This is a genomic window from Glutamicibacter sp. FR1 (assembly GCF_047300825.1).
Lineage (GTDB): Bacteria > Actinomycetota > Actinomycetes > Actinomycetales > Micrococcaceae > Glutamicibacter > Glutamicibacter nicotianae.
The window spans coordinates 704,526-717,774 of sequence record NZ_CP178602.1 but is presented as its reverse complement, the minus strand read 5'-3'; the positions used below and the strand labels follow the sequence as shown (position 1 = coordinate 717,774).

Here is a 13,249-nt window from a genome sequence, read left to right as displayed (position 1 = left end):
TGGGCGCCATTGCCTGTCTCTAGCCTAGCGCTTCTATGGTGATTTACGCGATGTTATGTCATCCAGTTCCGCGCCGTACTGCTGGTTCAGGGCCGAGCGCAGCACCGACTCTGCGTCCAGGCCCAGCTCCTCGGCCCGCGCTGAGAGGGCCATTAGTTCATTGGCCAAGGACTGCTCATCGGTGATCCGCTGGCGAACCTGCTCGGTGTCAAGCCCGCCTGCAGGCTGCGCCGATCCGGCCCTGGCATGGCGGTCGAGCAATTTCTGCGCGAGCGCCAGGGCAGGCAGCCCGGCGGGCAGTCCCGCATTCTTCCTCTTCTTCGGCTGCCCGGCGCGCTCGGCCTGCTTCGCCGCATCCCAAACCCGGATGATTTCATCGATGTCAGTGATGATGTCTTCGCGGACCTGCCCCTGCTCGTCGAAGATATGCCGGTTGCGGCGCAGCAGCTTCGCGTTCAGCGTTTCGGCAACGTCCTCCAGGCCGAAGTGCCCGTGCTCCTCGGCGATCAGCGAGTGCAGCAGGATCTGGAAGTACAAGTCCCCCAGCTCTTCCTTGAGCAAGGCCGGGTTCTGCTCCGCGATGGCGTCGAGGACCTCATAGCTTTCCTCGATCAGGTAGGTGCGCAGCGACTCGTGGGTCAGCGCCTTGGTCCACGCGCATCTGCTGCGCAGGGTCCGGACGGTGGCGGCGAGCTGTTCGAGTTGCGTTCTGTTCTCCGGCATATTGCCATGCTATCGAAGCGGGTGTTCAGCTGGCGGCCGATTCGGTCCCATTCACTGCCTATTCGGGCTAGCATGGCCGTAGTTCATCCCGACGACGCGAAGGATTGCCAATGACCATCCAAGATACCGCCCGGCTCGAATTCCTGGAGCAGGTTCCAGCCAAGCTCTTCATCGGCGGCCGGTGGGTTGAAGGGCGCTCCGAAGACGTGTTGCGCACGGCCAACCCGTTCGATGACTCGCTGCTGGCCGAGATCCGCCAGGCCTCAACCGACGACGTCGACGCCGCCTACCAGGCCGCCGAGCAGGCCCAGGCCGGCTGGGCGGCGCTCTCCCCCGGCAAGCGTTCCAAGATCATGGGCCAGGCGGCAGACTACCTGCAAGCGAACTTCAAGGACATCCTGGCGCTGCTGATTGCCGAGTCCGGTTCCACCCATCTGAAGGCGAACATCGAATTAGGCGGCACCATCGCCGCCATCCGCGAAGCCGCCACCTTCCCCACCCGGGTGCACGGCAAGATCCTTCCCTCGAATGCCGAAGGCAAGGAGAACCGGGTCTACCGCGAACCGGTCGGCGTGGTGGGCATCATCAGCCCCTGGAACTTCCCGATGCTGCTCTCCGCCCGATCCGTGGCTCCCGCCCTGGCACTGGGCAACGCAGTAGTGCTCAAGCCTGCCTCGGACACCCCATTGGTTGGCGCCCTGGTCCTGGCCAAGGCGTTCTCCGCGGCTGGCCTGCCCGAGGGCGTCTTGAACGCGGTGGTCGGTTCCGGTTCGGAAATCGGCGACTACTTCGTGGCGCACAAGACCCCGTCGCTGGTGTCCTTCACCGGATCGACCCCGGTAGGCAAAAACGTCGGCAAGATCGCGGTCAGCGGCGAGCACATGAAGCGCGTGGCGCTGGAACTTGGCGGCAACGCGCCCTTCGTGGTGCTGGAAGATGCCGACCTCGATGAAGCGGCCAAGGCCGCGACCCTGGGCAAGTTCCTGCATCAGGGGCAGATCTGCATGGCAATCAACCGCATCATCGTCCAGGCCCCGGTCTACGAGGCGTTCATCGAGAAATTCATCGAGCAGGTCAACAAGCTCGGCTATGGCGATGCCGCGGATCCGGCCAACCTCGTGGGACCGATCATCAATGATGCGCAGCTTGAGTCGGTCAGCGGCAAGATCGCCACCGCCCGCGAGCAGGGTGCGCGCGAAGTCCTCGCCGGCTCGATTACTGGCCGGGTGGTCTCTCCCCACGTCTTCGCCGATGTCACCAGCGGCATGGAACTGTTCCGCGAGGAGATTTTCGGTCCGGTCGTGGGCATCGCCAAGGCCGACTCCGAAGAGCATGCGCTTCAACTGGCCAATGACACCGAATTCGGCTTGTCTTCGGCAGTGTTCACGCAGAACCTGGAGAAGGGCGTCGCCTTCGCCCGCGGGATCAAGGCCGGAATGACCCACGTCAATGACATCACGGTCAACGACGAACCGCATGTGATGTTCGGCGGCGAGAAGAACTCGGGGCTGGGCCGCTTCAACGGCGAATGGGCCATCGAGGAGTTCACCACCGACCACTGGGTCGGCGTGCAGTCCACCAAGAAGCAGTACCCGTTCTAGGCATCCTCCCGGATGCAGCGAAGCCGCCCGTGCAGTGCACGGGCGGCTTCGCTGTTTGGGAATTGAATCCCGGGAACTAGTCGGCGACGTTCTCGTATTCGTCTTCGTCGTAGTCTTCCTCGTCATCCAGCAGGTTGTCGTAGTAGTCGTTGATGTACTCGACCAGCAGCTCGCGCATTTCCAGCGGAACGAAGGCAGCCTCGGCTGCATTCAGCGTCAAATCCAGCAGGTCTTCCAGGTCGTAGTCGAAGGCTTCGACCAGCAACTCGAACTCGTCGGACAAGCTGGTGCCGGACATCAAGCGGTTATCCGGGGAGATGGTGACATTGAAACCGGTCTGGACCAGCAGGTCGATTGGGTGGTTCTCGATACCTTCGCCGAACTTGGCGGTGGCGCCGGTCTGCAGGTTCGAAGACGGGCAGACTTCCAGCGGGATGCCGCGTTCGCGAACCCAGTTCGCGACCGGGCCCAAGGAGACCAGGCCGGTATCGTCGCTGAGTTCTTCGCCGTTCTCGTCGATCGCGCCGAACTCGATCTCAATGTCCTCGGCAACGCGGACGCCGTGGCCCAGGCGCTGGGCGCGACCGACCAGGATGGCTTCCTTGATGGAGTCCAGCCCGGCTGCTTCGCCGGCGTGCACGGTGGTCGGGAAGAGGTTCTCGGCCAGCAGGTCGAAGGCTTCCTTCATTGCCGATGGCGGGAACCCGTCTTCGGCGCCGGCGATATCGAAACCGACCACGCCGCGGCCGCGGTGGCGCAGGGCCAGCTTGGCGATTTCCACGCCCTGGTCGCCATGGCGCATGGCGACCAGGATCTGGCCGATCTGCATTGGGTGGCCTTCAGCGTTGAGCTGCTCGCAGGCCTGGTCCAGGCCTTCCTGGATCGCGTCGACGACGTCGTCCAGGCTCAGGCCCTCGCGGCGGTGCTGTTCCGGGGCGTAGCGGACTTCGCCGTAGATGACGCCGTCCTCGGCGAGGTCCTCGACGAATTCGCGGGCCACGCGGATCAGCGCATCGCGGGTCTGCATGACCGCGACGGTGTGCTCGAAGGTTTCCAGGTAGCGTGGCAACGAGCCGGAATCGGCTGATTCACGGAACCATTCGCCCAAAGCTTCGGCTTCGGTCTCTGGCAGCTCGTGTCCAATCTCGGCGGCCAGCTCGATGATCGTCTGAGGGCGCAGGCCACCGTCGAGGTGGTCGTGGAGCGAAACTTTAGGCAGATCCCGGAAGTCGAACTCGGGATCGTAGTCAGTATGAATCATTTCTTCAGTCACACCACTGAGCCTAGTCGCATTTTCGCTGAACTGACAGCTCCTGCGGGCAAAGATCTGCAAGCCGCAATGTGACCCTGATCAATACTGCAGGTTAACCCTCGTCACCGGTTGGCGGCACGGTCTCGCGGACCCGTTCTTCCGCTTGTTCTTCTCGCTTCTCGGCACGGCGATGCAGACGCCCCAGCACCCAGCTGACGATCCGGTCGATGACGAAGCCGAGCACCACGGCAATGACAATCGAGACGATGATTCCCAGCAGCTTGTTGTCGTGCATCCAGTTGCCGGCCAGTGCGCCGATGCTGATGGAATAGGTGGCCCAGGTCAGCACGCCGATGGTGTCGAAGAGGGTGAAGCGCTTGTGGCTGAACCCGGTGGCGCCGGCGGTCAGGTTGACGGCCACACGGCCAATGGGGATGTACCGGGCGGTGAAAATCAGCAGTGCTCCGGAGGTTTCAAGTTTTTTCTCGGCATAGGCCAGCACCCGCTGCGCGCGTTGCCCGCGCATCCATTTGAAGCCCCGGGATCCGATTTTCCGCCCTATGGCGTAGGTGATCTGGTCGCCGATCAAGGCACCGCTGGCACCCAGCAGTCCGATCAGCACGAGGTTGGGAACGCCGGTGTGGACGCCGACCGCGGCCAATGAAACCAAAAATGATTCGCTCGGCACGATTGGGAAAATGGCATCGATCATGCAGAACAGAAACAATAACGGCAGGATCCACCATGCGCTGGCTGCCTGCGCAATTGCTTCATTGACTAATTCCATGCGTGCTTACATCTACTTTCCCAATGCGCTCAATGCGCTGAATTTCTATCCATTTTCGCTCGAGAACTCAACCGCCCGCATCCTGCTTAAGTGGCGTTGTGGACAATTCCCACCCGCTACCTAGGTAGGAGATAACTTGTCCAACGTTTGACTACTCCGTTTTGGTTCCCGGGAATTCTCTGGGAACTTCCATGGGGCATCTCCCGCTGCGCAAGCAACGAAAGAGCCGGGAAACACTGCACAGTGTTTCCCGGCTCCTTGCCATGGATTCTTGTCCGCCTACTTGGCCGCGATGCGATCCAGGATCAGACGAGTGTCCGGACGGTCATCGGCCGAACCGATCATGATGGCCCGCTGGACCAGCTCGATGGCACGCTCCATTTTTTCCGGGGTGTCGGTCAGCAAGGTGGCAATCGGCTCGCCGCGGCGGACCAGGGCACCCGGCTTCACGTGCATGCGCACGCCTGCGCCGGCCTGGACGCTGTCTTCCTTGCGGGCACGTCCCGCACCGAGGGTCCACGCGGCCAGGCCGATGTCCATCGCATCGAGCTTGAGCAGTACGCCCTCGGCCTCAGCCACCACGGTGTGCGACTCCTTGGCTACCGGCAGCTTGGCATCCGGGTCGCCTCCCTGAGCGGCGATCATCCTGCGCCACACATCCATGGCCTTGCCATTTTGCAGCGCGCCGGCGACATCCACGTCCTTGATGCCGGCACCGGCCAGCATCTCGGTGGCCAGGGCCACGGTCAGCTCCACGACATCGCTTGGTCCGCCGCCGGCCAGGACCTCGACGGATTCCTCCACCTCGATGGCGTTGCCTGCGGTCAGGCCCAGCGGGGTTTCCATGTTGGTCAGCAGGGCCACGGTGTTCACCGACGCATCCGTGCCAAGGTTCACCATGGTTTCTGCCAACTCACGGGCCATGGCCTCGTCCTTCATGAACGCGCCGGAACCGACCTTCACATCCAGCACCAGGGTGCCGGTGCCTTCGGCGATCTTCTTGCTCATGATCGAGGATGCGATCAGCGGGATGGCTTCCACGGTGGCGGTGACGTCGCGCAGGGCGTAGAGCTTCTTGTCCGCCGGAGCCAGCCCGGTGCCGGCGGCGCAGATGACCGCGCCGACGTTGGACAGCTGGGAGAACAGCTCTTCGTTGGACAGATCCGCCTTCCAGCCGGGGATGGCTTCGAGCTTGTCCAGCGTGCCGCCGGTGTGGCCCAGCCCGCGTCCGGAAAGCTGCGGGACGGCCACGCCGAAGCTGGCGACCAGCGGAGCCAGCGGCAGGGTGATCTTGTCCCCCACCCCGCCGGTGGAGTGCTTGTCGGTGGTGGCCAGCTTCTTGCCCGACGGGTCGGTGAGGGCGGAGAAGTCCATGCGTTCGCCGGAGTTGATCATCGCGGCGGTCCAGCGTGAGATCTCGTTGCGGTTCATGCCCTGGAAGTAGATGGCCATGTTCAGCGCGGACATCTGCTCTTCGGCGATGACCCCGCGGGTGTAGGCATCGATGGTCCAGTCGATCATCTCGTTGCTCAGTTCGCCGCCATCGCGCTTTGCGCGGATGACTTCGACGGCACTGAATTGCTCGGCAGCCATGTAAGGCACCTTCCGTTCTGCTGTTGGCCGGTGTGCTCCGGCGCTAGGCGTTGAGGTTGTTCGGCCCGAACGCGTCAGGCAAGAGGTCGTCGATACCGAGAATTCCGCGGGCGGTCTTGATCTTCATATCCGCCCCGCGGTGCTCGAAGAGCAGCTGGCGGCAGCGGCCGCACGGGGTGATCAGCTCCAGCTCGCCGTCGCGCAGCTGGCCGAAGCACAGGAAGTATTCAAGGGTGCCCCCGCCGGTGGCGAAGAGCTGGCCCACCATGGCGCATTCAGCGCATAGAGTGACCCCGTAGGCGGCGTTCTCGATGTTGCATCCGGAGACCAGGCGGCCGTCGCTGGCCAGGGCCGCGGCGCCCACCCGGAATTCCGAGTAGGGCGCGTAGGCCTGGGACAGCGCGGCCGCGGCCGCTGCTTCGAGCTGCGGCCACGGCGCGTTGTTGCTATCCATGGGTAATCGCTATTCCTTCACATACGGTTCGCCGGCGGCGGCAGGTCCGCGGGAGCGGCCCACCAGGCCGGCCACCGCGAAGATGGTCACCAGGTACGGCAGCATGGCCATGAACTGGCTCGGTACCGGGGTGCCGATGATGGTCAGGATGACCTGCAGGTTGTCGGCGAAGCCGAAGAGCAGGGCGGCCAGGAAGGCGCCGATCGGGTTCCACCGGCCGAAGATCACCGCGGCCAGGGCGATAAAGCCGCGTCCGCCGGAGATTTCCTTCGTGAAGGAGTCGATTGCCACCAGGGTGAAGAAGGAACCGCCGATGCCCGCCACGATGCCGCCGAGGGTGACATTCCAGAAGCGGATCGAGTTGACCTTGATGCCCAGGGTGTCGGCGGCCTTCGGGTGCTCGCCGACGGCGCGCACCCGAAGGCCCCACTTGGTCTTGAACAGTCCGAACCAGACCAGGAACACTGCCAGGTACATCAGGTAGCCGATGACCGACTGCTTGAACAGGATCGGTCCGATGACCGGGATGGCCGAAAGCAGCGGGATCTCGACCACCGGCAGGTGCACCGGCGAGTTGAACAGCTCCGGGTCTTCCTGCATCACGGTGGTGAACAGGAAGCCGGTGATGCCGGAGACCAGCACGTTGAGCACCACGCCGACGATGATCTGGTTGACCACGTACTTGATGGAGAACAGTGCCAGTACCAGGGACACCACGGCGCCGGCCAGGCCGGCGGCGATCAGGCCCGCGAAGGCGTTCTGCGTCACCGAGGCGACGATGGCCGCGGTGAATGCTCCGCCCAGCAGCTGGCCCTCGATGGCGATGTTGACCACGCCGGCGCGTTCGGAGAGCACGCCGGACAGGGAGCCGAAGACCAGCGGCACGGCCAGCACCACGCCGCCGGCCAGCAGGCTGGCCAGCGAGATGCTGTTGATGTTGGCGCCGGAGACCACCCACACCAGGAAGCCGAGCACGAAGAGGATGGCCGCGACGGCGATCATCCAGGTGGCCAGCGCCTTGCCCTGCTTGCGCTGCATCCACGAGTAGGCGGCGATGGCCAGCAGCAGCACGCCGAACACGATGTTGGTGATCCGGCCCGGGAAGATCAGTTCCGGCAGCTCGAAGGCGTCGCCGGCGCTGTTCAGCGTGAAGTGCGCTGCCTGGTCGTTGCCCAGCAGGCCGAAGCTGAAGAAGGTGATCACGGCGATCACCGTCAGGATGATCGGGGTCTTCTTGCTCGGCAAGACGTTGATTGCTGGTTGCAAGGTGGTTGCGGTCACTTGGCACCTGCCTTAGTAGGTTCGAGCTTGGAGCTGCGCTTCTTCTTGCGGTTCATGCCGAAGATGGCCTTCACCAGCGGAGGTGCGGCGATGAACAGCACGATCAGCGACTGCACCACCGACACGATGTCGATCGGGGTGCCGGTGGTGATCTGCATGTTCACCGCACCGGCCTGGAATGCGCCGAAGAGCAGGCCGGCGAAGAAGGTGCCCCATGGGGTGGAGCGGCCCAGCAGAGCCACGGTGATCGCGTCGAAGCCCAGCGAGCCGGCAATGCCGCCGGTGAGCACCTTTTCGGTGCCCGCCACCTGGGCCACGCCGGCGGCGCCGGCCAGGGCGCCGGCCAGCGCCATCGCGATGATGGTGGTGCGCGCGACGTTGATGCCGGCGGTCTGTGCGGCCTCGGGGTTATGCCCCACGGCACGGAATTCGAAGCCCACGGTGGAGCGCTTGAGCATCCAGGCCACTGCCAGCACCAGCAGCACCGCCATCACGAAGCCCAGGTGCAGGCGCGAGCCGGGGATCGCCGGGAAGATGGCCGAGCTGTCGAGGATCGGCGAGATCGGGTTGGTCTCGCCGGGGCGGCGGAAGGCCTGGGTGTTCATCAGGAAGTCGATCAGGTATACGGCCACGTAGTTGAACATGATCGTGAGGATCACTTCGTGGGCGCCGGTCTTGGCCTTGAGCAGGCCCACCAGTCCGCCCCAGATCGCGCCGCCGAGCAGGCCGAAGACGATGACCAGCAACAGGTGCAGGCCGATCGGCAGGTGCCAGGCGAAGCCGATGTAGGCGGCCAGCACCGAGCCGATGATGATCTGGCCCTGCGCGCCGATGTTGAACAGGCCGGCGCGGAAGGCCACCGCCACGCCCAAACCGGCGCAGATCAGCGGGGTGGAGACGGTCAGCGTCTCGAGGAACGGCTTGAAGCCCTGCGTGGAGTTGTAGATCGAGCCGTTGAACAGCGCCACATAGCTTTCGGTGGCGGCACGCCAGAATTCGCTGAAGAACGCCGAGGGCTTGGCCAGCAGGTAGCCGGCGGTTTCGCCAACCTTCTCGTCGGTGACCGCGATCAGCAGGCCGCCGATGACCAGCGCGACGATGACGCCGAGGACCGAGACCAGGCCGGGTCCCTGGGTGATCTGGCGCAGCAGGTCGTTGCCCGGCTTGCCGGAGTCGGGAACCACAGGTGCTTTCTCGCTCACTGCGCTTCTCCTTCCTGGTTGTCGTGCTCGCTGGCCGGCTGCGCTTCAACCGGCTCCTTGTCCGCCTTGGCGTATTCGGCCTGGGCGAAGGCCTCTTCCTGCGATACGCCGGCCATCATCAGGCCGAGCACCTCGCGGGAGGTGTCCCCCGGCACGATACCGTTGATCCTGCCCTTGTAGAGCACGGCGATGCGGTCGGCCAGTTCCATGACCTCGTCCAGCTCGGTGGACACGATCATCACCGGGGTGCCCTTATCGCGTTCGGCCACGATGCGCCGGTGCAGGAACTCGATGGATCCCACATCCACGCCGCGGGTCGGCTGCGAGGCGATGAACAGCTTCAGATCGCGGCTCAGCTCGCGGGCCATGACGACCTTCTGCTGGTTGCCGCCGGAGAGGCTGGAGGCCGGGTTCAGCGGGTTGTCGGTGCGCACGTCGAAACCCTCGATCTGCTCCTTGGCGTTCTTCTTGATCGCCTCGAGGTTCATCGAGATGCCCTTACCGAACGGCGGGCGGTCGTAGAGGTCCAGCACCAGGTTCTCCTCGATGGAGAACTGGGTGACCAGCCCGTGCACCGAACGGTCCTCGGGAACGAAGCCCAGGCCCGAACGCAGGATCGACTTCACCGACTTGCCCACCAGCTCTTCGCCGGCCAGCTTCACCGAGCCGCCGGTCACCGGCTGGGTGCCCAGGATCGCTTCGGTCAACTCGGTCTGGCCGTTGCCCTGCACGCCGGCCACTGCAAGGATTTCGCCCTCGTGGATGGTGAAGGACACCGAGTCCAAGGTGGTGGTGCCTGCCGGGTCGACGACGCTCAGGTCGCGCACTTCCAAGGCGGCGGCGCCAGGGGTGGCGGCCGCCTTGTTCAGGTTCAGCTCCACCGCGCGGCCCACCATCAGGTTGGCCAGCTCGGTGGTGGAGGATTCCGGGGAGACCGAATCGATGACCAGGCCGCGGCGGATCACGGTGATGACATCCGAGACCGCGCGCACTTCGCGCAGCTTGTGCGAGATGAAGACGATGGAGGTGCCGTTGGCCTTGAGCTGGCGCATGATGTCCAGCAGCTCGTCGGTTTCCTGCGGGGTCAGCACCGCCGTCGGCTCGTCGAGGATCAGGATGCGCGCATCGCGCACCAGCGCCTTGATGATTTCCACGCGCTGCTGCACGCCCACCGGCAAGTCTTCGACGATCGCATCGGGATCCACGTCGAAGCCGTAACGGTCCGAGATTTCGCGGATCTTCTTGCGGGTGACCTGAAGGTCCAGCATGCCGCCAGCCTTGGTGGTCTCGGCGCCCAGCGCGATGTTCTCGGCCACAGTGAAGACCGGGACCAGCATGAAGTGCTGGTGCACCATGCCGATGCCGGCGGCCATGGCATCGCCCGGTCCGGAGAACTCGACGGGCTTCCCGTCCAGCAAAATCTGGCCCTCGGTCGGCTGGTACAGGCCGTAGAGCACGTTCATAAGCGTGGACTTTCCAGCACCGTTTTCGCCAAGCAGACAGTGAATCTGGGCGTCGTCGACCGTCAGGTCGATATCTTTGTTGGCGTAGAAAGAACCGAAGGCTTTCGAGATTCCTCGTAGTTCGAGTTTCACGATTCCACCATCTTCATTGTTCGTTTGGCGAAGTTCTTGCTTGCAAGTTGTTTTGGCCCTTAGGCAGGCATAAAGCGCGTCACCTGCCCACCGCTGTGCTGCGGCGAGCGGTGACGCGCTCCATGGCTGATTAGCCTAGTCCTACTCCGGGCTGGAGGCCGATTCGATCTTCAGCTCACCGGAGATGATCTGCTGCTTCAGCGCCTCGATCTCCTTCTTGGTGTCCTCGCCGATCTCTTCGTCGAAGTTGTGGAACGGTGCCAGTGCAACGCCCCCGTTCTCCAGGGTGCCGACGTACGGGGTCGAATCGAAGTTGTCCTCGGCGTCGGTGCGGATGACATCCTCGACTGCGGCGTCCATGGTCTTGACCACCGAGGTCAGCATGACGTCCTTGTAGTCGGGAGCGGTCAGGAAGCCGTCGGAGTCGACCCAGACGAGCTTGGCGTCCTTGCCGCTGTTGTTGGCCTCGACCACGGCAGCGCCAGCGCCCTTGCCCACTGGGCCGGCAACAGGCATGACCACGTCAGCGCCGGAAGCGATGAAGTTCTTGGTGATCTGCTTGCCCTTGTCCTGCTTCTCGAAGTCGCCGGAGAAGGTGCCGTCCTGCTTGTCCTTGTTCCAGCCCAGCAGCTTGACGTCCTTGCCCTTGTCCTCGTTGTACTTGTCAACGCCGTCGGCGAAGCCGTCCATGAAGATGGTCACGGTAGGGATCTTGATGCCGCCGAAGGTGGCAACGGTGCCGGTCTTCGAGGCGGCAGCTGCGGCGTAGCCTGCAAGGTAGGCAGCCTGGGCCGTGTCGTAGATGATCGGCTTGACGTTCTCGATCGGCTTCTCGTACTGGAAGTCGACGATCGCGAAGTTCTTGTCCGGGTTGGCAGCGGCGGCCTCGGCGGTGGCATCGCCCAGCAGGAAGCCGATGGTGACGGTCAGGTCGCAGCCTGCGTTGACCATGCCGTTGAGGTTGGTCGCGAAGTCCGCGTTGGACTTGGATTCCGCGTCCTTGGTCTGGATACCCAGGTCCTTCTCGGCGTTCTTCAGGCCGCGGAAGGAAGATTCGTTGAAGGACTGGTCGTCGAATCCGCCGGAGTCGGACACAATGCAGCCGACGTAGTCCGGGTACTGGCCAGCCGAGCTGCTCTCTTCCGGTGCAGCGCCGCAGGCGCTCAAAGCTAATGCCGAGATGCCGAGCATGGCTGCCGCCACACCGGTCTTGCGCGATACGAAGCGCATCTGTTCCTCCAAAGAATCTTGCGAGATAATGCGGGAGGCAAGACACCTGACCCTCGTGCAAGGCTCCATTGCCTAGGCCTTACGCGAGCACACCAAAAGTCATAGCATTCCCATCGTTTCCATAGCCTATCGGAGATACGTCACAGGTAAAGACGAGAAAGATTACAAACAGATAACTTGCAGGCCGCAAAACGGCAAGCGCTTAACGTCAATTCCCAAGTCACTGACCGAATTGTTAAGGTGTCAAAGAATTGTTAAAAATTTTTGGGTTTACTGTGGCCAACGCCTTATTTGGCGTTCGCCTCATGCACGGCCTGCAGGGCGGCAGCCACCATGATGCGCACTCCGACGCCGATGCACGATTCGTCCGGGATGTAGTCCCCGCGGTGCAGGTCGTAGGTCTTGCCACCCGGGGTGCGGGTTCCCAGCCGCAGCATCGCGCCGGAAACCTTCTGCGTCATCCAGGCGAAGTCCTCCCCGCCCATGGATTGCGGGGTCAGCTCGATCGCGTCGGCGCCGTACTCGCGGCGCGCGGCATCCTCGATCAATGAGGTCTCTGCGGGGGCGTTGACCACCGGCGGCACCCCGCGGGTGTGCTGCAGCTTGATCTCCACGCCGTAGGGTGCGGCGATCTGGCGCACCGCCGCATCCAGCAGCTCGCCGGCCTCGTACCAGACATCCCCATCCAGGCAGCGCATGGTGCCGGCCAGGTAGCCGGTGGCGGGAATCGCGTTGGGCACGCTGCCTGCGTGGATCTGCCCCCAGACCACCGAAACCGCCGAGCGCACGTCGACCTTCCGGCCGAGCACGGCTGGCACCTGGGTGGCGATCTGGCTAATGGCGAAGACGATGTCCTCGGTCAGGTGCGGTCGCGAGGTGTGCCCGCCGCGGCCATTGACCTCGATGCGGATGGTGTCGCTGGCCGAGGTGATCGCGCCGATGCGGGTGCCGATATGCCCGGCGTCGATCCGCGGGTCGCAGTGCAGCGCGAGGATCCGCGGCACGCCATCGAGCAGGCCCTGCCCGATCACCGACAGCGCCCCGCCGGGAAGCTTCTCCTCGGCAGGCTGGAAGATCACCCGCACGCGTCCGTCGAGCTGGCCGGCGGCATGGACCCTACCCAGCGCCAGCGCCACGCCGAGCATCACGGTGGTGTGGATGTCGTGGCCGCAGGCGTGCGCCACGCCCTCGGTCATCGAGGCGTACTCCAGACCGGTTTCCTCCACCACTGGCAGCGCGTCGATATCAGCGCGGAGCGCAATGCGGATGGGGCCTTCGCCGATGTCCACGAAGGCGCCGGTGTCGGCCATCTTCTGCGGCGACAGGCCGGCGGCGCGCAATGCCTCGAGGATCCGCTCGGTAGTCTGGTGCTCCGCAAAAGAGAGCTCCGGGTTGCGATGCAGCTCGCGGCGGAAGCCGATCAGCTGGTCGGTGAGCGGCTCGGTGAAGCCGCTGACGGAAGCCAAATTGCCATTTTCATTCACGGTGGACACCTTTTGACGATACTCGGCACGGCGGCGGAAATGACAGT

The 13,249-nt window shown here is 63.9% G+C and carries 11 protein-coding genes; 1 reads left to right on the top strand and 10 read right to left on the bottom strand.

Translation table 11 applies throughout. From position 1 onward, the window contains the following. Window positions 1-33: 33 nt before the first annotated feature. Window positions 34-723 carry a MazG nucleotide pyrophosphohydrolase domain-containing protein gene (locus ACLQ8T_RS03460; RefSeq protein WP_413455697.1) on the bottom strand — a complete coding sequence of 230 codons (690 nt, stop codon included), beginning with the start codon at window positions 721-723 and terminating at the stop codon, window positions 34-36. 110 nt (window positions 724-833) lie between these two features. On the opposite strand from ACLQ8T_RS03460, the gene ACLQ8T_RS03455 reads away from it, so the two are divergent. Further along, window positions 834-2,324 carry an aldehyde dehydrogenase family protein gene (locus ACLQ8T_RS03455; protein WP_413455696.1) on the top strand — a complete coding sequence of 497 codons (1,491 nt, stop codon included), beginning with the start codon at window positions 834-836 and terminating at the stop codon, window positions 2,322-2,324. Window positions 2,325-2,400: 76 nt separating this feature from the next. On the opposite strand, the gene ACLQ8T_RS03450 is transcribed toward ACLQ8T_RS03455, so the two are convergent. The 9 genes from ACLQ8T_RS03450 to ACLQ8T_RS03410 form a co-directional block, all read right to left on the bottom strand. Further along, window positions 2,401-3,585, bottom strand: a complete 1,185-nt coding sequence (locus tag ACLQ8T_RS03450; RefSeq protein WP_121866309.1) for an adenosine deaminase — start codon at window positions 3,583-3,585, stop codon at window positions 2,401-2,403. Between the two features lie 103 nt (window positions 3,586-3,688). Next, a complete protein-coding gene (locus tag ACLQ8T_RS03445; protein WP_204720832.1) occupies window positions 3,689-4,363 on the bottom strand; it encodes a DedA family protein in 675 nt (224 codons plus the stop codon). 279 nt (window positions 4,364-4,642) lie between these two features. After that, the gene (locus ACLQ8T_RS03440) at window positions 4,643-5,956 is read right to left on the bottom strand and encodes a thymidine phosphorylase (protein ID WP_204720830.1); all 1,314 of its coding nucleotides are present in this window, start codon (window positions 5,954-5,956) and stop codon (window positions 4,643-4,645) included. A 43-nt stretch (window positions 5,957-5,999) separates the two neighbouring features. Continuing rightward, a complete protein-coding gene (locus ACLQ8T_RS03435; RefSeq protein ID WP_038989917.1) occupies window positions 6,000-6,410 on the bottom strand; it encodes a cytidine deaminase in 411 nt (136 codons plus the stop codon). A 9-nt stretch (window positions 6,411-6,419) separates the two neighbouring features. Next, window positions 6,420-7,691, bottom strand: a complete 1,272-nt coding sequence (locus ACLQ8T_RS03430) for an ABC transporter permease (protein ID WP_128469651.1) — start codon at window positions 7,689-7,691, stop codon at window positions 6,420-6,422. Continuing rightward, window positions 7,688-8,893 (bottom strand): ABC transporter permease, encoded by a 1,206-nt coding sequence (locus ACLQ8T_RS03425; RefSeq protein WP_413455695.1) that lies wholly within the window; start codon window positions 8,891-8,893, stop codon window positions 7,688-7,690. The genes ACLQ8T_RS03430 and ACLQ8T_RS03425 overlap by 4 nt, the downstream gene beginning before the upstream one ends. Next, a complete protein-coding gene (locus ACLQ8T_RS03420; RefSeq protein ID WP_413455694.1) occupies window positions 8,890-10,488 on the bottom strand; it encodes an ABC transporter ATP-binding protein in 1,599 nt (532 codons plus the stop codon). Before ACLQ8T_RS03420 ends, ACLQ8T_RS03425 begins: the two co-directional genes overlap by 4 nt. Before the next feature lie 141 nt (window positions 10,489-10,629). Continuing rightward, window positions 10,630-11,718 carry a BMP family lipoprotein gene (locus ACLQ8T_RS03415; RefSeq protein ID WP_413455693.1) on the bottom strand — a complete coding sequence of 363 codons (1,089 nt, stop codon included), beginning with the start codon at window positions 11,716-11,718 and terminating at the stop codon, window positions 10,630-10,632. A gap of 287 nt (window positions 11,719-12,005) precedes the next feature. After that, the gene (locus ACLQ8T_RS03410) at window positions 12,006-13,202 is read right to left on the bottom strand and encodes an amidohydrolase (RefSeq protein WP_413455692.1); all 1,197 of its coding nucleotides are present in this window, start codon (window positions 13,200-13,202) and stop codon (window positions 12,006-12,008) included. Window positions 13,203-13,249: the final 47 nt, after the last annotated feature.